General features: G+C 33.3%; 20 protein-coding genes. 11 read left to right on the forward strand and 9 right to left on the reverse strand.

Translation table 11 applies throughout. The features are described from left to right. Positions 1-164: 164 nt before the first annotated feature. The 6 genes from PQ463_RS13675 (at position 165) to PQ463_RS13700 (ending at position 3,991) form a co-directional block, all read left to right on the forward strand. The gene (locus PQ463_RS13675; RefSeq protein WP_008464858.1) at positions 165-674 is read left to right on the forward strand and encodes a GFO_1088 family ECF-type sigma factor; all 510 of its coding nucleotides are present in this window, start codon (positions 165-167) and stop codon (positions 672-674) included. Next, entirely contained in the window at positions 661-1,122 is a 462-nt protein-coding gene (locus PQ463_RS13680) for a PG0215 family putative anti-sigma factor (RefSeq protein WP_202006097.1), read from the forward strand. Before PQ463_RS13675 ends, PQ463_RS13680 begins: the two co-directional genes overlap by 14 nt. A 15-nt stretch (positions 1,123-1,137) precedes the next feature. Next, positions 1,138-1,665, forward strand: coding sequence for a GFO_1090 family protein (locus PQ463_RS13685; protein WP_274254184.1), 528 nt, complete (start codon positions 1,138-1,140; stop codon positions 1,663-1,665). Positions 1,666-1,667: 2 nt separating this feature from the next. Then, positions 1,668-2,207 (forward strand): GFO_1091 family lipoprotein, encoded by a 540-nt coding sequence (locus tag PQ463_RS13690; protein WP_274254185.1) that lies wholly within the window; start codon positions 1,668-1,670, stop codon positions 2,205-2,207. 150 nt (positions 2,208-2,357) lie between these two features. Further along, positions 2,358-2,756 carry an inner membrane protein YiaA gene (gene yiaA, locus PQ463_RS13695; protein ID WP_248728044.1) on the forward strand — a complete coding sequence of 133 codons (399 nt, stop codon included), beginning with the start codon at positions 2,358-2,360 and terminating at the stop codon, positions 2,754-2,756. 191 nt (positions 2,757-2,947) lie between these two features. Beyond that, positions 2,948-3,991 carry a T9SS type A sorting domain-containing protein gene (locus tag PQ463_RS13700; RefSeq protein ID WP_274254187.1) on the forward strand — a complete coding sequence of 348 codons (1,044 nt, stop codon included), beginning with the start codon at positions 2,948-2,950 and terminating at the stop codon, positions 3,989-3,991. Between the two features lie 66 nt (positions 3,992-4,057). On the opposite strand, the gene carB is transcribed toward PQ463_RS13700, so the two are convergent. Both carB and rpmH read right to left on the reverse strand, forming a co-directional pair. After that, complete coding sequence (carB, locus tag PQ463_RS13705; protein ID WP_274254188.1) at positions 4,058-6,913, reverse strand: carbamoyl-phosphate synthase large subunit; 2,856 nt, start codon at positions 6,911-6,913, stop codon at positions 4,058-4,060. Between the two features lie 143 nt (positions 6,914-7,056). Further along, entirely contained in the window at positions 7,057-7,218 is a 162-nt protein-coding gene (rpmH, locus tag PQ463_RS13710) for a 50S ribosomal protein L34 (RefSeq protein ID WP_008464848.1), read from the reverse strand. 169 nt (positions 7,219-7,387) lie between these two features. On the opposite strand from rpmH, the gene PQ463_RS13715 reads away from it, so the two are divergent. Next, the gene (locus tag PQ463_RS13715; RefSeq protein ID WP_008464839.1) at positions 7,388-7,903 is read left to right on the forward strand and encodes a hypothetical protein; all 516 of its coding nucleotides are present in this window, start codon (positions 7,388-7,390) and stop codon (positions 7,901-7,903) included. 219 nt (positions 7,904-8,122) lie between these two features. Here the strand turns inward: PQ463_RS13715 and PQ463_RS13720 are convergent, their stop codons facing one another. Beyond that, positions 8,123-8,626: a hypothetical protein gene (locus PQ463_RS13720; protein ID WP_274254189.1), complete on the reverse strand. Its 504-nt coding sequence runs from the start codon at positions 8,624-8,626 to the stop codon at positions 8,123-8,125. Between the two features lie 152 nt (positions 8,627-8,778). Then, complete coding sequence (locus PQ463_RS13725) at positions 8,779-9,435, reverse strand: alpha/beta hydrolase family protein (RefSeq protein ID WP_274254190.1); 657 nt, start codon at positions 9,433-9,435, stop codon at positions 8,779-8,781. 294 nt (positions 9,436-9,729) lie between these two features. Between PQ463_RS13725 and PQ463_RS13730 the strand changes: the two genes are divergently transcribed. After that, on the forward strand, positions 9,730-10,032 hold the full coding sequence (locus PQ463_RS13730) for a GNAT family N-acetyltransferase (RefSeq protein ID WP_239457909.1): 303 nt from the start codon (positions 9,730-9,732) through the stop codon (positions 10,030-10,032). On the opposite strand, the gene PQ463_RS13735 is transcribed toward PQ463_RS13730, so the two are convergent. The 3 genes from PQ463_RS13735 to PQ463_RS13745 form a co-directional block, all read right to left on the reverse strand. Then, a complete protein-coding gene (locus PQ463_RS13735; protein ID WP_274254191.1) occupies positions 10,029-11,459 on the reverse strand; it encodes an anion permease in 1,431 nt (476 codons plus the stop codon). The genes PQ463_RS13730 and PQ463_RS13735 overlap by 4 nt on opposite strands. Before the next feature lie 19 nt (positions 11,460-11,478). Then, the gene (locus PQ463_RS13740; protein WP_274254192.1) at positions 11,479-12,597 is read right to left on the reverse strand and encodes a porin; all 1,119 of its coding nucleotides are present in this window, start codon (positions 12,595-12,597) and stop codon (positions 11,479-11,481) included. A gap of 282 nt (positions 12,598-12,879) precedes the next feature. Further along, the gene (locus PQ463_RS13745; RefSeq protein WP_111380161.1) at positions 12,880-14,514 is read right to left on the reverse strand and encodes an ABC-F family ATP-binding cassette domain-containing protein; all 1,635 of its coding nucleotides are present in this window, start codon (positions 14,512-14,514) and stop codon (positions 12,880-12,882) included. 328 nt (positions 14,515-14,842) lie between these two features. Here PQ463_RS13745 and PQ463_RS13750 point away from each other — a divergent pair, with 328 nt between their 5' ends. Then, positions 14,843-15,286, forward strand: a complete 444-nt coding sequence (locus tag PQ463_RS13750) for a PepSY-like domain-containing protein (RefSeq protein WP_274254193.1) — start codon at positions 14,843-14,845, stop codon at positions 15,284-15,286. A gap of 129 nt (positions 15,287-15,415) precedes the next feature. Here PQ463_RS13750 and PQ463_RS13755 read toward each other — a convergent pair whose 3' ends face one another. Both PQ463_RS13755 and PQ463_RS13760 read right to left on the reverse strand, forming a co-directional pair. Beyond that, positions 15,416-16,591 (reverse strand): GlmU family protein, encoded by a 1,176-nt coding sequence (locus PQ463_RS13755; RefSeq protein WP_274254194.1) that lies wholly within the window; start codon positions 16,589-16,591, stop codon positions 15,416-15,418. Between the two features lie 503 nt (positions 16,592-17,094). Continuing rightward, entirely contained in the window at positions 17,095-17,349 is a 255-nt protein-coding gene (locus PQ463_RS13760; RefSeq protein WP_111363726.1) for a type B 50S ribosomal protein L31, read from the reverse strand. Positions 17,350-17,597: 248 nt separating this feature from the next. Between PQ463_RS13760 and PQ463_RS13765 the strand changes: the two genes are divergently transcribed. Continuing rightward, complete coding sequence (locus PQ463_RS13765) at positions 17,598-18,128, forward strand: DUF4199 domain-containing protein (protein WP_111380156.1); 531 nt, start codon at positions 17,598-17,600, stop codon at positions 18,126-18,128. 8 nt (positions 18,129-18,136) lie between these two features. Then, positions 18,137-19,093, forward strand: coding sequence for a glycosyltransferase family 2 protein (locus tag PQ463_RS13770; protein ID WP_111380155.1), 957 nt, complete (start codon positions 18,137-18,139; stop codon positions 19,091-19,093). Positions 19,094-19,131 lie beyond the last annotated feature (38 nt).

A 19,131-nucleotide genomic window follows, 5' to 3' on the forward strand; every position in this document is an offset into this window, starting at 1 on the left:
CATTTCGGTATCTTAGTAGTATTACTGTAAAAGTAGCATCTTTAATTTTAGCTACGTTAAAAAGCAGTATTTTTTTACGTGAAAAAAATATTTTAATTTTTCTTGTAACAAATATAATTGTGCCTCGTCTTGAATATATAAGCTAACGATTAACCATCAGATTAATGAACCAAGTTGTATTTATAGAATTAATAAATCCTTTCAAAGACAAAGTTTTTCGTCTGGCAAAAAGATTGCTTACCAGCACTGAAGAAGCAGAAGATGCAACTCAGGAAGTAATGGTAAAATTATGGAACAAAAAAGATAATCTGCAAAGCTACAATAGCGTCGAAGCATTGGCCATGACAATGACAAAAAATTATTGTCTGGACCAGCTAAAATCTAAAAGAGCCAGTAATCTTCAGATTGTCCATAATAATTTTACCGATCGGCAGCCGCAATTGGATAAAAAATTAGAAGACCAAGACAGTTTAGAATGGGTCGAAAAAATTATAAACGAAATGCCCGAACAAATGCAACTATTAATTCAGCTTCGGGATGTTGAACAATATGAATTTGAAGAAATAGCCAAAATCGTAAACATGAACGAAACCGCAATACGAGTGGCACTTTCTAGAGCGAGAAAAAAAATTAGAGAATCAATGACAAATACACACCTTTATGGAACTAAATAAAATAGAAGAGATATTAGAAAAATACTTTCAGGGAGAAACTTCTATTGCTGAAGAAAATCAATTAAAAGAATACTTTTCTTCATCAAATGTTGCGCAGCATTTGGAGCAGTACAAACCTATGTTTGGCTATTTCTCTCAAGCAAAAGAACAAAAATCGACGTATGAGATTCCACTACAAACTAAGAAACGAAACGTGGCGTGGTTATCGATTGCAGCTTCTGCTGTTGTTTTGCTGGGAATCGGGACTTACTTTTTTGTTAGCGAAAAAAATGACACCACTGCGGTAGCTTCGCAAACAGAATTAGGAACTTACGATGATCCCGAAGAAGCCTTAAAAGCAACTCAAAAAGCTTTGGCTTTATTATCAAACAATGTTAATGTAGGTATTGAAAGTGTACAGTACATTAAAGAATACGAACAATCAAAAAACAAAATTTTTAAACAGTAATTAAACAAAATAATCATGAGAAATTTCATTATAACTTTAGTCTTCGCATTCGTTTCGACCACTTTTTATGCACAAAGTGCTTTTGACAAATTTGATGGTCAGGATGACGTAACCTCAGTAATCGTAAACAAAAAAATGTTCGATTTAATGAGCAAAGTAAAAACTGACACTTCTGATAAAGAAACACAGCAATATATTGCTCTGATCAAAAAACTGGATTACTTAAAAGTGTTTACCACTAAAAATCCAAAAATCGAGGCAGACATGAAAGCAACTGCTGATAAGTATGTAAAAACTGCCGGTCTTGAAGAATTAATGCGAGTGAATGATGGTGGAAAAAATGTGAGAATAATGGTAAAATCTGGCGCTACAGACACACAAATAAAAGAACTTTTAATGTATGTTGACGGTGCAAAAAATGACGAAACCGTTTTACTATCTTTAACTGGTAATTTTGATCTAAACGAAATCTCAGTATTAACAGATAAAATGCAGCTTCCTGGCGGTTCAGACTTAAAGAAAGCTTCTAAAGGCAAAAAATAAAAATGAAAAAAAGTATCTTCATCTTAGCACTTACAGCTCTTCTAACTTTAGGGAGCTGTAATTCTGAACCTTCACTCCAAAAGTATTTTGTTGAGAATTCAGAGAAAAAAGATTTTATTTCTTTAGATATTTCACCAAACATTTTAAATGTTGATCCAACAAAATTATCGACAGAGCAAAACGAAGCTTTAAACTCGTTTGATAAAATGAACATTCTGGCTTTTAAAGCAGATCAAAGCAATCAAACTCAGTTTGAGACAGAAAGAGCAAAAGTAAAAACCATATTAAAAGATCCGAAATATCAAGAATTAATGAAATTTGGCTCTGGAAAAGATGGTGCATCTGTTAGCTACGTTGGAAGTGACGACAACATCAAAGAGTTTGTCATTTTTGCCAACAGAAAAGAAACCGGATTTGCAGTAGTTCGTGTGTTAGGAGAAGATATGAATCCGAATAATATTATGACTTTAATGTCTGTTTTACAAAAATCTAAAATAGATATGGAGCAATTAAAACCTTTGGAACAATTGCTTAAAAAATAAAATACATCTTACTTTTTACATCAAGAAAAGCTCCAATTAGGGAGCTTTTTCTTTTATATATTTGAAAGATTTAACTGAATAAAACGACATATTTTTATTTTGTTCTGAATCTAATTTAATTATATTTGCTTCTTACCAAAATACTAAATTATGATACAAAAAACATCAAATGCCTTTATCGCGGCATCTTGGGTTGCACTTGGAGCAGGAACAGTTGGCTTTATTGTTGGACTTGCCAGAGCTGAAATGCTTCTAAACGAAAAAGGATATTATTTCACTGTTTTAATGTTCGGGCTTTTTGCTGTTGTCTCATTACAAAAAAGCGTAAGAGACCGATTAGAAAAACTTCCTGTTACTGATATTTACTATGGAATCTGCTGGTTTGGAACATTACTATCAATCGTTCTTTTAGTTGTTGGATTATGGAATGCAACAATTTTACCAAGCGAAAAAGGATTTTATGCCTTTGCTTTTCTATTAGCATTATTTGGCGCTATTTCTGTTCAGAAAAATACTAGAGATAATATGAACTTTAGTCAAAGTGAATAAACATAAAACAGATTAAAATAAAAAAAGCTCCAATCTTCAATGGAGCTTTTTTTATGCAAATTTTCAACTTTACAATTAAAAACAACCTCATTTTAAATTAAACAAAACTATCTCTAAAATATATTTTCCTACAAAAAAGAATAATTTACTCACTTAAAAGTATATCTTTGATAAAATCCTAAATATACTATATGAAAAAAATTTTACTCTTTACATTATTATCAACATTTGGCATAAATGCTCAAACTCCTACAGATTACGTAAGCGGATTTAATACTCCAAGCGGAATTGCATTTGATGCTTCTGGAAATTTATATGTTGCAGATTTCTATACATATAAAGTTACTAAAGTAACGCCAACTCTAACGCAAAGCACTTTTGCAACAGTCAATGGAAACGTCCAACAAATTACTTTTGATTCAACTGGTAATCTTTGGCTTGCTGGATCTGGCTTCATTCAAGGTCTCGAAAAAATCACACCTGCCGGTGTAGTTACTGCTTATGCTGGCAGCAATAGCCCATACGGAATTGCTATCGATGCTTCTGGAAATGTTTTTTATTCAGAATTGAATGGAGACATTAAAAAAAGAACTACAGCTGGAGTAACATCAACTTTTGCTACAGGTATCACTCAGCCTAATGGTTTAGCATTTGATAAATCAGGTAATTTGCTTGTTGCAGATAAATTAGATGGCGTCGTAAAAAAGATAACTCCTACAGGAGTAGTATCAACACTAATTTCAGGAATGAGTAACCCAACCAATCTAGTTGTTGCACCAAATGGTGATTTATACATTTCTACAGGTTCACAGAATAGAATTTTCCGTTTTCCTGCAGGTGCAGCCGATGGTGAACAAGAACTATTTATCAGATTTAATACTAACTATGACACTCCTGCTCAAATGGCAATTTACAACGGAGCACTATATGTTAGCACCAGTTCTAGCACTAAAAAGGTTATAAAAATAACATCTCCAACTTTAGGATTAAGTGAAATTAAAAAGCCTACAAACAGCCTTGCAATATATCCAAACCCAACAACAGATTTTGTACACATTGAAAATGGCAGTGACGTTACAATTGAAACTATTGACTTGTATGATGTATCAGGAAGAAACGTTAAAAGCTACAAATCTTCAGATATAAAAGACAATGTTATTTCTGTGTCGAATGTAGTTCCAGGAAACTATATTCTAAAAATAAATAATACATCTAAAAAGATTATTGTAAAGTAATAAAACATTCTAACCAAAAAAAGCTCCAATTTTCATTGGAGCTTTTTTTTATAATAGAATTTGAGATTATTTACTCAAATACATTTTTCTTCTAGAGTACAATTCGTAGAATTGATCATCTTTTAAGTCATCAATAAACAAGATGCTTTCTCCTGTCGATTTCATTTCTGGTCCTAACGCTTTGTTTACGTTCGGGAATTTGCTGAAAGAGAAAACTGGTTGTTTGATTGCATATCCTTTTAATTGCGGGTTAAAATCAAAGTCAGTTACTTTATTGTGTCCTAACATTACTTTTGTAGCGTAGTTTACATAAGGCTCTCCGTAAGCTTTTGCAATAAACGGAACCGTTCTTGAAGCTCTTGGATTTGCCTCGATAATGTAAACTGTATCATCTTTAATCGCAAACTGGATATTGATTAATCCGACTGTTTTTAAAGCTCTCGCAATTTTATGTGTGTGATCTTTTATCTGTTGCATTACAAACTCTCCTAAGTTGAAAGGAGGCAATGTTGCGTTACTATCTCCAGAGTGAACTCCACAAGGCTCAATGTGCTCCATAATTCCGATGATGTAAACATTTCCGTCAGCATCACAGATGGCATCAGCTTCAGCTTCGATTGCTCCAGCTAAATAGTGATCTAGTAATAATTTATTTCCTGGAATTGCTTTCAGCAAATCGATAACGTGCTCTTCAAGTTCTTTTTTGTTGATTACAATTTTCATTCCTTGACCTCCTAATACATAAGAAGGACGAATTAAAAGTGGAAAATCTAAAGTATCAGCTAATTTCGAAGCTTCATCAGCCGTTTCAGCGATTCCGAATCTTGGGAAAGGAATATGCAATTCAGTCAATAAATCTGAGAATCTACCTCTGTCTTCTGCTAAGTCAAGTGCATCAAAACTAGTTCCGATGATTTTCACACCGTATTTAGATAATTTATCTGCTAATTTAAGAGCTGTCTGACCTCCCAGCTGAACGATTACACCTTCTGGCTTTTCGTGTTGGATAATGTCATAAATATGCTCCCAGAAAACTGGCTCGAAGTATAATTTATCAGCAGTATCAAAGTCTGTAGAAACCGTTTCAGGATTACAGTTAATCATGATGGTTTCATAACCGCATTCTTTTGCCGCTAAAACTCCGTGTACACAAGAGTAATCAAACTCGATTCCTTGTCCGATTCTGTTTGGTCCAGAACCTAAAACGATTACTTTCTTTCTATCAGTAAGGATGCTTTCGTTATCTACATAACGCTCTCCGTTTGCTTTTTCGATTTCTGCCTCAAAAGTTGAGTAGTAGTAAGGTGTTTTAGCTTTAAACTCAGCCGCACAAGTATCTACTAATTTGAATACACGGTTGATGTTCATGTCCATACGTAAAGCGTGAACTTCACTTTCTAAACAGCTCATCATGTGCGCCAATTGTCTATCTGCAAAACCTTTTTGTTTCGCCTCAAGCAATAATTCTTTTGGAAGATTTGAAACTTTGTAGTTTGAAATTTCTTTTTCTAAAATATAAAGTTCTTCATATTGCTTCAAGAACCACATATCGATTCTTGTAATTTCGTGAATGGTGCTCAACGGAATTCCCATTGCAATTGCATCGTAGATTACAAAAACACGATCCCAACTTGCATAAGTTAGTTTCTCAATAATTTGCTCGTAATTTTTGTATCCTTTTCCATCAGCTCCTAAACCATTTCTCTTAATCTCTAAAGATTGAGTTGCTTTGTGAAGCGCTTCTTGGAAAGAACGTCCGATTCCCATAACCTCACCTACAGATTTCATCTGAAGACCTAAAGTTCTGTCAGATCCTTCAAATTTATCGAAGTTCCAACGTGGTATTTTTACAATTACATAATCTAAAGTTGGTTCGAAAAGAGCCGAAGTAGATTTTGTAATTTGGTTTTGCAATTCATCTAAGTTGTATCCTAAAGCTAGTTTAGAAGCAATTTTTGCAATTGGATAACCTGTCGCTTTTGATGCTAAAGCAGAAGAACGAGATACACGAGGGTTGATCTCGATTGCTACGATATCTTCTTTTTCGTCTGGAGAAACTGCAAATTGTACGTTACATCCTCCAGCAAAATTTCCGATACTTCTCATCATTAAGATAGCGTAGTCACGTAATTTTTGGAAAGTTGTATCTGATAATGTCATCGCTGGCGCAACTGTAATCGAATCTCCAGTGTGGATTCCCATTGGATCCATATTTTCGATAGAACAGATAATTACAACGTTGTCATTTTTATCTCTTAAAAGCTCCAATTCATATTCTTTCCATCCCATCAAAGCTTTATCAATTAAAACTTCGTGAATTGGAGAAGCTTCAAGTCCGCGAGTTAAAAGCTCATCAAAATCTTCTTTTTTGTAAACTACTGCTGCTCCAGTTCCTCCAAGTGTAAACGAAGGACGAATAACAAGCGGGAAACCAAACTCCTGAGCAATTTCTTTTCCTTCTAAGTAAGAAGTAGCCGTTTTTGCTGGTGCAGTTGGCACATTAATTTTTTCTAAAAGCTGTTTAAACTGCTCTCTGTCCTCAGTAATATTAATTGCGTTAACATCAACACCGATCAATCTTACTCCGAAATCCTGCCAGATTCCTTTTTCCTCAGCTTCCAAACACAAGTTCAATGCTGTTTGTCCTCCCATTGTTGGTAAAACTGCATCAATTTGCGGATGTTCCTTAAGAATTTCAATAATCGATTTTGTCGTTAAAGGTTTCAAATAAATATGATCGGCCATAGATGGGTCGGTCATAATCGTCGCTGGATTCGAGTTAATCAAGATAACCTCAATTCCTTCTTCACGAATCGAGCGTGCAGATTGAGATCCCGCATAATCGAATTCGCAAGCTTGGCCAATAACAATAGGTCCTGAACCTATTATTAAAACTGATTTTATTGATGTGTCTTTAGGCATTTTGTATGTATTGTGTAGTTATTTACGTTTTAAAAACCTCCCTAGTGCATTATAAACTAGAAAGTTGGATAAAATTTTACCGAAAAGGTATAAAAAAAGGCGATACTAAAAAAGTAATCGCCTTATGTATGTTTATACAAACATTATTTTTTGTGTCTAGGCTCGCTAGAAACAGTTAATTTATGTCTTCCTTTTGCTCTTCTACGCGCTAGAACTTTTCTTCCATTCGCAGAAGCCATTCTGTCCATAAATCCGTGCTTATTTCTTCTTTTTCTTTTCGATGGTTGAAATGTTCTTTTGCTCATTGCTTTGTATCTTTAAAAATGGTATCTATTAACTCGTTTATTTGGTTTTGGATATCGTTGTTCAAAAACCGAGTGCAAATATACAAAGACTTTTTTTTCTGGCAAGCACTTTTATAAAAATATTTTTAATTCCTTTTACTATCTTTGCAATCACAAATTTACAATAATTATGTTTCACAAGAATATTAAACTTATTTTGGCCGGACTTCTTGTAGTGGCGGGCATTTGGCAATTTACAGAAAGTAATATCGGGAACGGAATATTCCTTATCTTATTGACTGCAATTCCGATTTTTCTTTATTTCAAAAATGAATTTATCCTTTTAGCTTTCCTTAAATTAAGAAAACAAGACTTCGCAGGAGCTAATAAATGGTTATCATATATCAAAAATCCAGAAGGTGCATTAGTAAGAAAACAACAAGGATACTTAAACTATTTACAAGGCATCATGTTGTCTCAAACCAATATCAACCAAGCAGAGAAACATTTCAAAAAAGCAATCGAGCTTGGACTATCAATGGATATGGATTTAGCTGTAGCTAAACTAAACCTTGCTGGAGTTGCTATGTCACGCAGAAGAAAGCTTGAAGCGACTAATTTACTTAACGAAGCTAAAAAATTAGACAAACAAGGTATGCTGAAAGAGCAAATCTCTATGATGAAAGAACAAATGAAGAAAATCTAATTTTCTAAATCACAATACTATAAATCCCAAATTCCAAAAGGAGTTTGGGATTTTTTTATTGTAGATTGTTGAGTTTAGATTTTAGATTTTCTCATTTTATGTCTTCCTGAGCGAAGTCGAAGGACACGCAAAGTACAGACGCACTGAATGGATCTTGCATGTGATCCTTCGACTTCGCTCAGGAGGACAAAACTTTGTGACTACTTTGTATAAATTTATTCATTTTAAAGAATCTCTTTTACGAGGTACAAATTTCACTTCTGAAATTACCATTTTATTAATTTCTCTTAGATCTATTTTTTTATTTATTTTGAAAAACTGAAGATTGGACTTAATTTTATCTAATGTTTCTCCAAAATGCCAAAACTGTTTAGGCCCAGAAATCCCATAAATTTTAAGCTTTTTAGATTCCTTACTATTCTTTAACACGAACGCATTAGTTTCTCCATCATTAAATACTATATCTTCAAAAGTATCATTCTTTGGAAAAGTTATAGTATCTAATACCTTTTGAATTTTTTCTTTTTGCTCTTTATTTAAAATTGCAAAAGAAGTCTCTAACTTAATTCTAGAGGCATCTACACAATAAAGCGTATCCGAAGAATTAAATTTCAAATAATACGAATCATGGATATTCCATTTAAAGAAAGTAAGATCATAATCTTTCTTTGGAGATTTACATCCTACCAAAATTAACACCAAAACTATTATACTAATTCTCATATTTTTTCTTGAATCACTTTACGGAGTTACTTGCGAAGATTTCTCCCTACGGTCGAAATGACAAGATTATGTGTAGGCACTCTTGAATACATCTTTGTCAAAGTTTGAAAGTTTGACAAAGATTTGGAATTTGGAATTTAAAAATTGGAATTTTATTCCAAAATTATCGAAGGCAAATTCTCATTCAGCCATTTATACTTATTGAGAATCATAATATGAGTTCCTCCTTTAACTAAAATGCATTTATCAATATATTTAATCGGAAAAACATCATCTTGATCTCCATGAATATGAATCACATTTTCGTCAATTTGATCGCGATCCCATAAAATTACGCTTTCTACAGCCCACTGTAGATAACCTAAATCACGTACAGATAGAAATTTTTCGTATAATTTTATTCTCTTATTGACTTTTTCGCCAAAAGAAAACTTAGCCAGTTTTTCAACATTAAGAATCAGCTGCATCGGGATTAGCTTATACGCTTTTGTAGACTTCCCTATTTTCATTCTTCTAGGAAACTCGTGATTGCTTCTTACACTTGATATAATAATGACTTTTCGCGCTTTTATATGCTTCGAAATTTCCTGAACCAGAATTCCGCCGAAGGAAACTCCGATTAAAACAGGATTTTCGTGTTTTATATTTTTACTAATTCGAAGCGCATAATCTGATAAAGATTCTTTTGGGTTCGGAATTTCCCATTCTAGAAGATGTGTTTCAAAAATACTTTCATCCAATTTTATTCTCTCAAAAATAGATGAACTCGCAGCCAAACCTGGCATAAAATAAACTGGAATTTTACTCATAACATTAAAATGAAATTACCATTAGGATATTTATTCTAAAAAATAAAGTTACCTTTTTTTAATATCATGATAATCAAATTTCAGACCTATTTATTGCTTCTAGCCCAAAAAATCAAACTTCAAAACAATAACTTAAAGTTTATAGCTGCAAAAAATAATTTAATATTGAAAATCAAATGATTACCTTTGCATTTCGAAATATTTTTTGATTTTAAATCTTATAAAGAATTTTCTTTCAATACGTATTTCGAGTCCCAAATTCACTATTTACCAATAACCTAACAAGAAATTACTATGGAAACATCTGTAACTATGGAAATCAAAGACAACACATTTGCACGCCAATTCGAAACTGTCATTCCTGAGGGAATGTTGGCAGTTGAGTATCAATTTCAAGAAAAGAAAATCTTTTTAACCAAAATCAACAAACCTGATTCATTCGAGAACGAAGAAACAATCAACACTTTACTTAAAAACATATTAGAGTTAAGTTCTGAAAAAAATTACAGAGTAGTTCCTATTCACCCAAAGATTGTTTCGTTTTTCAAAAAAAATCCTAAATATAAAGAGCTACTTCCTCCAGGAATTAGAATCTAAAAGTATCCAATTATTCGGAGCCACAATCCTCCTATTACCATATAGATTAAGAGCATAACCAAACCGGTTATAAGCCCTTTGACCCACCAGCTCTTTAGGTCAACGTAACCGCTCCCGAAAAATACGGGTGCCGGACCGTGGCCATAATGAGTTAAAGTTCCGTAAAGAGATCCGACAAAACCAAGCATAAACGCTAGCAACAAACCCGGAATTCCGAGCGAAACACCAACACCAAGTAAAGCTGCGTACATTGCTGCAACGTGCGCAGTGGCACTTGCGAAAAGATAATGGCTAAAGAAATACACTAATATAATAATTGGAAAAGCCATTTGCCAGCTTAATCCGCCAATTTGTGCTTTTACCAAATCACTGAACCACGCTATAAAACCCAATTCATTGAGCGAACTGGCCATCATAACCAAAACAGAAAACCAAACAATGGTATCCCAGGCCCCTTTTTCTGATTTAACATCTTCCCAAGTCAAAACTGAAGTTAGAAGCAAAATTACCAATCCGATAAAAGCCGTTGTTGTTGCATCAATAGAAAACAAATCTCCCGTCATCCAAAGGAAAAGAAGAATAAAAAATGTAAGCAGCATCATCCATTCATCTCTTGTGATCGCTCCCATTTCTTTCAGTTTTTGTGTTGCAATCTGTGGCGCATCTCCCGTCTTTTTTAATTCTGGCGGGTAAATTTTATATAAAACAAACGGAATTACAATAAAAGCACATAAACCCGGAACAATCGCTGCAGCCGCCCATGACATCCAGCTGATTTTTATTCCTAAATTAAGCGCAAACTTTTGACACATGGGATTACTTGCTGTTCCTGTCAAAAACATAGAAGAAGCAATCAGATTCATGTTATAACTATTCAAAGTTAAATAAGCCCCTAACTTTCTATGTGTTTCTGGCTTGTCTGGCATCGAACCAAAACTCATCGACATAGATTTCATGATCGGATAAACGATTCCTCCTCCTCTAGCCGTATTACTTGGAACAGCTGGCGCTAAAACTAAATCTGCCAATCCTAAACCATAGGCGAGCCCTAAAGAACTTTTTCCGAATATTTTTATGAATAAAAAAGCAATTCTATTTCCAAGACCTGTTTTTATAAATCCTCTCGCGATGAAAAATGAAATTCCGATCAGCCAGATTACTTTATCACCAAATCCTTTTAATGCCAATGTAATCGACTTTCCAGGATCTCCTGGAGCTAAGACCTGAGACATTGCCGTTAGAGCAATAGCAATCATACACATAGTTCCCATCGGAGCCGCTTTTAAGATGATTCCTAAAATAGTAGCTACGAAAATGGCAAATAAATGCCACGCTTCTATCACAACACCTTCTGGAGCTGGAATAAACCAAATGGCAACTAAAACTGCCAGCGTAATTAGAGTCTGCGGAATTTTTACTTCTTTCATAAAACAAAAATTAAGTGAATTAAATTCTGAGCTGCAACTGAATTAAAAATAAATCATTATCATAGGTTGTTGTACCTGGAATGCTTTTATCGAATCTGTCAATCTCAAATCCCATTTCGATACGACCTGTATACGATTTTCCGAATTCTAAACTGACCATTGGCGTGTAAGTAGTGCGTACGTTTGAATTGATTTTGTAACTAGGATCAAAAGTTTCGTAACGACACGACAATTCAAGCGCTGTGAGTTTTTGATAATTTATGGTATATCTAAAGTTTGGCAAGAAATAAATACCTCGCATTTGATAATCGGCAACATTACCCATTCGGCTTTCAACTGGCAGGGAATAATATAAATTATGATTTGTTCCTTGCTTATACTCTATCTGTAAATCAAAACTAAATTTATCTGTCAATTTAAAATCGCTGGTAAAATCTGCTCCAATTGCAAAAACATCTTCTTTAAAAACTTTTCCGAAACCGCCGTTTAAACCTAAATTAATCTCATATTCTTTTGATAAACCGAAAACCCATCTCGAAGAATATTGCTTTCCGTTATCTTTATCCATTTCCTGATTTTTTCCGTTTCCGTTTAAAACCGAAACAGCATAATTCACTGGAATTTTCCCAATATCAAAAGCTCCAGTTGCCGATGCTCCAATTTGAAAGCTAGTCCATCCGTTTTTTCCAAATTCATAATATTGATTAGAAAAATCGAAAGATTTAATAATATCTACTGGAACAAGCTCCTCAATACCAAAGGCAGGACGAAACTGCCCTCCTGTTAAAGCTATATATTTATTGAAAGTATATTTTCCGTAGGCATTTTCAAGAACTTTCCCTTTTGTATCTGATTTAAAGTCTGCCAAATTAACCAAAATTACAATTTCTGTAGTTTCACTTAATTTGGTATTCAATCCAACACGCATTCTTTTTATGTCAAAAGAACTTTGTGTTGCATCTCCTGTTGAATGCTGAGTTCCTAAAACATCTACATTATCTCCAAAACTTTCTAAATATCTGGCTTGAAGAAGTCCTTTTAACTGAAACTGTGGATATTTTATTTCTCCATCCTCTTTTTTATCTATCTTATCAGCTCCCTGATTCAAATCTCCTTGTGCGTGTAAAAAAATTGGCATTAAAAAAAGAAAAAAAAATGGCATTAGTAGACTTCTACTCATAGGCTTAAAATAAATTGAAATATTAATGCTTATATAGCCGATTTAAAAAAAATCAGCTCTTTATTCTTGAGATCAAAAGTTAACAGCTTATAGTCAACACGGAATGGAAACACTAAAATAACAAAAAAAGATATTTTATGTAAAAAAAATTGCATTAAAATACTGTTATTAAAATAGACAGCAATAAAAAAGGGCGCAAGATTAAAACTTGCGCCCTTTTTAGATTTTATATTAAAAATATTATTTTTCGATTTCTCTCATAGAATCCATTTTCTTATGTGCTAAGAAACCTGCCACATCTTCAAAATGCTCTTTTACTCGTTTATTTCCGAATTCGAAAACCTTAGTTGCTAATCCGTCAAGGAAATCACGATCGTGAGAAACTAAGATTAAAGTTCCGTCAAAATCTCTTAAAGCATCTTTAATAATGTCTTTAGTCTTCATATCCAAGTGATTCGAAGGCTCATCCAGAATCAACAAGTTAACTGGCTCCAACAATAATTTAATCATTGCTAAACGAGTCTTTTCTCCTCCAGAAAGCACTTTTACTTTTTTAGTGATATCATCTCCTTGGAACATGAAAGCGCCTAAAATATTTTTGATTTGCGTTCTAATATCTCCAACCGCAATACTATCAATAGTTTCAAAAATGGTAGCATTTTCATCTAATAAAGCGGCTTGATTTTGAGCAAAATATCCGATTTGTGCATTATGTCCGATTTCAACACTTCCAGAATCAACGCCAATTTCTTTCATGATTGCTTTAATCATGGTAGATTTTCCTTCACCATTTTTTCCAACAAAAGCTACTTTCTGTCCGCGTTCGATTACAATGTTTGCATCTTTAAAAACAACATGATCTCCATAAGCTTTAGACATTTCTTTTACAATAACTGGATATTGACCAGAACGTGCCGCAGGTGGGAATTTTAAACGTAATGCAGATGTATCTACTTCATCAACCTCTACTATTTCAAGTTTCTCAAGCATTTTAACTCGAGATTGAACAGCATCTGTCTTAGAAAATGTTCCTCTAAATCGCTCAATAAAAGCACGATTTTCAGCAATCATTTTTTGCTGTTCATCATACGCTTTCTGCTGATGGATACGACGGTCTTTTCTCAATTCTAAATAATGAGAATATTTTGCTTTGTAATCGTAAATTCTTCCCATTGTCACCTCAATCGTACGATTTGTAATATTATCTACAAACGCTCTATCGTGCGAGATTACCACAACTGCTTTTGCTTGAGTCAATAAGAAATCTTCTAACCATTGAATACTTTCAATATCCATATGGTTTGTTGGCTCATCCAGTAAAATTAAATCTGGTTTTCTTAAAAGAATTTTAGCCAACTCGATACGCATTCTCCATCCTCCTGAAAATTCTGAAGTTTGACGTGCGAAATCTTCTCTTTCAAAACCTAAACCAACTAATATTTTCTCAACTTCTGCTTCGTAGTTAACTTCTTCAATAGCATAAAATTTCTCGCTTAAGTCAGAAACTCTTTCGATCAATTTCATGTATTCGTCACTTTCATAATCAGTACGAACTGTTAATTGCTCATTGATATTATCAATTTCAGCTTTCATTGTAAAAATCTCGCTGAAAGCTTTTGATGCTTCTTCCATTACTGTCGCACCATCTTCAGTAAGCAAATGCTGAGGCAAATAAGCGATTACAGCCTCTTTTGGAGCAGAGATACTTCCTGTAGAAGGCTTGTTTGCACCTGCAATAATCTTTAAAAGTGTCGATTTCCCCGCACCATTTTTACCCATAAGGGCAATTTTATCATTTTCATTAATAGCAAAAGAAACATCGCTAAAAAGTGTAGTTCCGCCAAACTGAACCGAAATATCGTTAACTGTAATCATTTGTGTTTGTGAATTTTGTTTAATCGGTTAATCGTTTATCTGACTACCCATTTTTTTCGTGCTGCAAAGATAGATTTAATTAGATAATGTGCCAATTTGATAATTAGATAATTTTGAAAATGTGCCAATTAGATATATTTTTTTTTGCCACAGATTAAAGGATTTTCACTGATTATTTTTTTTTGAGAATACATATTCTAAAAAAATCTTTTTAATCTTTTAATCTGTGGCAAAAAAAAAAGCTTGATTGATTTATAAAACTGCTCAGATTTTCAAATTTCAAAATTTTAGTCTTAACTTGTCCTATAATTTTAAAAATCAGCAAAATATGAGAACGAAATTAAAACTGACCGTCTACTTAATTGCAGGATTACTATTTGGACTTACTGCAAATGCTCAAAAAACTGTAATTAAAAAAGAAGCTTTACCAGGAAATGCACAAACCTTCTTAAAAACACATTTTGGATCTAAAAAACCGAGTTATATACTGGAAGACAAAGAGATTCTCTCTACAGAATACAAAGTTCAGTATGACAATAAAATCGAAATTGAATTTGACAAAAAAGGAAACTGGAAAGAAGTGGATGCTAAAACAGGAAAAGTACCAAAATCTATTATTCCCAAAAAAATTGCTACATATATAAAATCAAACTTCCCTAAAGAAGATGTAACCAAAATAGAAATTGAATCTTCTGGTTATGAAACAAAACTAACCAATGGTCTAGAACTAAAATTCAACATGAAAGGAGATTTCATTAAGATTGATAAATAAGAAAATATGGCAATTTGATAATGTGGCAATTAGAAAATTCTCAAAGCCTTAAAATAATAAAACCCGACAGGTTTAAAAAACCTGTCGGGTTTGCAAAAATTATCTAATTGACTAATTATCTAATTAAAATCAGTCTTTTCTCCATTTTTTAGTTTCTTCAAAAATATGTTCCATTATTGCAGCTTCAGTTACATCGAACTCAATATTTCTTCGGCTCATTACCAATCTTGCAGTTTCGAAAGCTTTTTTGGTTACATAAGTTGTAAAACCTGCTGCGCCACCCCAAGAAAAACTTGGAACAAAGTTGCGAGGAAATCCGCTTCCAAAAATATTCGCGCTTACACCAACGACAGTTCCTGTATTAAACATCGTGTTGATTCCGCATTTACTATGATCTCCCATCATTAAACCGCAAAACTGAAGTCCTGTTCTAGCAAAACCTTCTGTTTCGTAGCTCCATAATTTTACTTCTTCGTAATTATTTTTTAGGTTTGAATTATTAGAATCAGCTCCAATATTGCACCATTCTCCTAAAACAGAATCTCCTAAAAATCCTTCGTGCCCTTTATTTGAATTAGCAAAAAGAACTGAGTTCTTAACCTCACCCCCTATTCGGCTTCCAGGCCCAACAGTTGTTGCACCATAAACTTTAGCCGACATTTTTACCATTGCATTTTCGCATAAAGCAAATGGCCCACGAATTACGGTTCCTTCCATAATTTCGGTATTCTTACCTATATATATAGGTCCAGTTGATGCATTTAAGGTTACAAACTCTAGTTTTGCCCCTTCTTCGATAAAAATATTCTCAGGCGAAATTACATTAACACTTTTAGGAATTGGTTGAGACGTGCGGTCTTCAGTCAGATATTTAAAATCCTGACGAATTGCTGCATCGTTTTTAGAAAAAATATCCCAAGTATGCTCTATTGTAATACAATCTTCGTTGTATTGAATAATTTCGTAAGAATCAAAATCGACTTCTTCCTGATTTTCGCTAGCAAAAAACGCAATTACATCTTCTCCTTTAAAAATTGCCTGATTTTCTGTCAAATTAGAAACCATCTCCGCAAGAATATCATTTGGCAAATACGCTGCATTGATCATTACATTTTCTTCCATTTCAACCATTGGAAATTTTTCAGACAAATATTCTTCGGTTATTGTAGTGATTGTAGAACCTAGATATTTCTCCCATTTCTGGCGAATTGTCATAATTCCTACCAAAATATCAGCTACTGGCCGTGTAAAAGTAAAGGGTAATAAAGCATTTCGAACGGGACCGTCGAAAAGAATGTAGTTCATAAATAATTGAGTGTTTGTTAAAATTTGATTTGGTTACCAGGCTCCAAAGTTACAAATATTTATACGTTACATTAATCATGTTTATATGTAAATAGCCACGAATTCACAAATTTTTAAATTACTCTTAATCTTAGTTCATCCAAATTAAGATTATTTGACAAGCTGAATAGCTTGATTGTTCAATCCTCAGGAAAAACACAACCAGCAGTTTCAACCGCTAGAACACTACATACTCTCAATACGTTCCCCGTGGTTGAAACCACGAGCTATATTTTATTATTAAGGAGAAATTATCTTTTTTAAACAGCATCAAAAACAATCTCATCTAAAAACATAGCCAGCGGTTTCAACCGCTGGAACGCAATGTATTTGCAATACGTTTCCCGTGGTTGAAACCACGGGCTATATTAAAATCAGATTCCCTTCCTTTTAATTATCAAAAATCGGCGCATAAAAAAAAGCCTCCCAGAATTGGAAGGCTTTTGTATAATTTAAAACAGCTATTATTTTTTAGCGTGTTTAGCATATTTAGTTTTGAATTTATCAATACGTCCTGCAGTATCGATAAGTTTAGATTTACCAGTATAAAAAGGGTGAGATGTTCTAGAAATCTCCATTTTTACAACTGGATACTCAACTCCGTCAACTTCAATTGTTTCTCTTGTATCTGCAGTAGATTTAGTGATAAAAACCTCATCGTTAGACATGTCTTTAAATGCAACTAATCTGTAATTTTCTGGGTGAATTCCTTTTTTCATCTTTTCTTTTATTTATTGTTTGGAGTATTTTTATTTTGAAGCTTTTTCATGGTTAGAAAAAGGTATAAACAAGCAATACTCTTTTTTGTTTAAAAATTTAATTATTTTTGAGTGTACAAATTTACAATTCTTTTTTAATAAACAAACAGTTAGCTTACTTTTTTTTAGTTTATTTCGAAAAGCTTTTTTTATATCCGATTATAGTGGGAATTACTATATTTGTGGATTAATTTTAAACATATCGAAATATGATTAATGAAGTTATAAAAAAGAATGGAGTTACGTATGGTGTAATGATAGGAATTGCATCGGCTTTGGTTACCGCTACAATCTATGCTGTTGATTTAAATCTATTTACAGCTTGGTGGATGGGAATACTAGGAATCGTAATAAGCCTTACAATTAGTATCATTCTACTTTCTAAAACTAAGAAAGATTTAAACGGTGTTTTTCCTTTTAAAGATGCTTTTACTACTTATTTTATAGCTGCAGTAATCGGTATTTTAATATCTACAACTTTCAACATTGTATTATTTAATGTAGTTGATCCAGGCGCAAAAGATACTTTGAGCGAAATCATGATCAAATATACTGTTGGTATGATGCAGAAATTTGGCACGCCTGCTTCAGCAATTAATGAAGCTGTTGCCAAAATGAAAGAAAGCAATCCGTATTCTACTTTTGAATTATTAAAAGGATCTGTTTTTGCTATGGTTGTAAGCGCAATTTTCGGATTAATTTTCGCAGCATTTTTTAAAAGCAAATCTACACAAGAATAAAAATATAAATGAATTTATCTATACTTATACCGCTTCTAAACGAGGAGGAATCACTTAAAGAACTCTACACTTGGATCATTAAAGTGATGCAGTCTAACAATTACTCTTATGAAATCATTTTTGTAGATGATGGTAGTACAGATAATTCTTGGCAGATTATTGAAGGTTTCTCTAACGAAAATCCAAATGTAAAAGGAATTCGTTTCATGAAAAACTTCGGGAAATCTCAGGCTTTACATGCTGGTTTTGCAAAAGCGAAGGGTGATGTTATCATTACCATGGATGCCGACTTGCAAGACAGTCCAGACGAAATTCCTGAATTGTACGAAATGATTACAGCTCAGAAATTCGATTTGGTTTCTGGCTGGAAAAAGAAACGTTACGATTCTGTTGTGGCAAAAAATCTTCCTTCAAAATTATTCAACTGGGCTGCCAGAAAAACTTCTGGCGTTGAATTGAATGATTTTAACTGCGGATTGAAAGCTTATAAAAATGTCGTGGTAAAAAACATTGAAGTTTCTGGCGAAATGCACCGCTATATTCCGGTTTTGGCTAAAAATGCTGGATTCGGAAAAATTGGCGAAAAAGTGGTTATTCACCAAGCTAGAAAATATGGTGAAACTAAATTCGGAATGGAACGTTTTATAAACGGTTTCCTAGATTTGATTACCATTTGGTTTTTATCAAGATTCGGAAAAAGACCAATGCACCTATTTGGCGCTATGGGTTCTTTAATGTTTATTATCGGATTTTTAGCAGCTGGATACATTGGGATTTCTAAACTATACCATATGTATACAGGAATGAAATACAGCTTGGTTACAAACAATCCATGGTTTTATATTGCTTTAACAACCATGATTCTTGGAACTCAGCTTTTTTTAGCAGGATTCCTAGGGGAAATTATTTTAAGAACAAAAAATAACGAAGCAAGATATAAAGTAGCACGAGAGGTTAATTTTTAAAAAAGCTTTTTCAACAATATTTTCATTAAGCTGTAAAA

It is taken from the genome of Flavobacterium sp. KACC 22763, from assembly GCF_028736155.1.
Taxonomy (GTDB): Bacteria; Bacteroidota; Bacteroidia; order Flavobacteriales; family Flavobacteriaceae; genus Flavobacterium.

Bases quoted from the DNA above. Each gene is read 5' to 3' on its own strand.
- PQ463_RS13675 (WP_008464858.1), top strand. From the start codon at position 165: ATGAACCAAGTTGTATTTATAGAATTAATAAATCCTTTCAAAGACAAA.
- PQ463_RS13680 (WP_202006097.1), top strand. From the start codon at position 661: ATGGAACTAAATAAAATAGAAGAGATATTAGAAAAATACTTTCAGGGA.
- PQ463_RS13685 (WP_274254184.1), top strand. From the start codon at position 1,138: ATGAGAAATTTCATTATAACTTTAGTCTTCGCATTCGTTTCGACCACT.
- PQ463_RS13690 (WP_274254185.1), top strand. From the start codon at position 1,668: ATGAAAAAAAGTATCTTCATCTTAGCACTTACAGCTCTTCTAACTTTA.
- yiaA (WP_248728044.1), top strand. From the start codon at position 2,358: ATGATACAAAAAACATCAAATGCCTTTATCGCGGCATCTTGGGTTGCA.
- PQ463_RS13700 (WP_274254187.1), top strand. From the start codon at position 2,948: ATGAAAAAAATTTTACTCTTTACATTATTATCAACATTTGGCATAAAT.
- carB (WP_274254188.1), bottom strand. From the start codon at position 6,913: ATGCCTAAAGACACATCAATAAAATCAGTTTTAATAATAGGTTCAGGA.
- rpmH (WP_008464848.1), bottom strand. From the start codon at position 7,218: ATGAGCAAAAGAACATTTCAACCATCGAAAAGAAAAAGAAGAAATAAG.
- PQ463_RS13715 (WP_008464839.1), top strand. From the start codon at position 7,388: ATGTTTCACAAGAATATTAAACTTATTTTGGCCGGACTTCTTGTAGTG.
- PQ463_RS13720 (WP_274254189.1), bottom strand. From the start codon at position 8,626: ATGAGAATTAGTATAATAGTTTTGGTGTTAATTTTGGTAGGATGTAAA.
- PQ463_RS13725 (WP_274254190.1), bottom strand. From the start codon at position 9,435: ATGAGTAAAATTCCAGTTTATTTTATGCCAGGTTTGGCTGCGAGTTCA.
- PQ463_RS13730 (WP_239457909.1), top strand. From the start codon at position 9,730: ATGGAAACATCTGTAACTATGGAAATCAAAGACAACACATTTGCACGC.
- PQ463_RS13735 (WP_274254191.1), bottom strand. From the start codon at position 11,459: ATGAAAGAAGTAAAAATTCCGCAGACTCTAATTACGCTGGCAGTTTTA.
- PQ463_RS13740 (WP_274254192.1), bottom strand. From the start codon at position 12,597: ATGCCAATTTTTTTACACGCACAAGGAGATTTGAATCAGGGAGCTGAT.
- PQ463_RS13745 (WP_111380161.1), bottom strand. From the start codon at position 14,514: ATGATTACAGTTAACGATATTTCGGTTCAGTTTGGCGGAACTACACTT.
- PQ463_RS13750 (WP_274254193.1), top strand. From the start codon at position 14,843: ATGAGAACGAAATTAAAACTGACCGTCTACTTAATTGCAGGATTACTA.
- PQ463_RS13755 (WP_274254194.1), bottom strand. From the start codon at position 16,591: ATGAACTACATTCTTTTCGACGGTCCCGTTCGAAATGCTTTATTACCC.
- PQ463_RS13760 (WP_111363726.1), bottom strand. From the start codon at position 17,349: ATGAAAAAAGGAATTCACCCAGAAAATTACAGATTAGTTGCATTTAAA.
- PQ463_RS13765 (WP_111380156.1), top strand. From the start codon at position 17,598: ATGATTAATGAAGTTATAAAAAAGAATGGAGTTACGTATGGTGTAATG.
- PQ463_RS13770 (WP_111380155.1), top strand. From the start codon at position 18,137: ATGAATTTATCTATACTTATACCGCTTCTAAACGAGGAGGAATCACTT.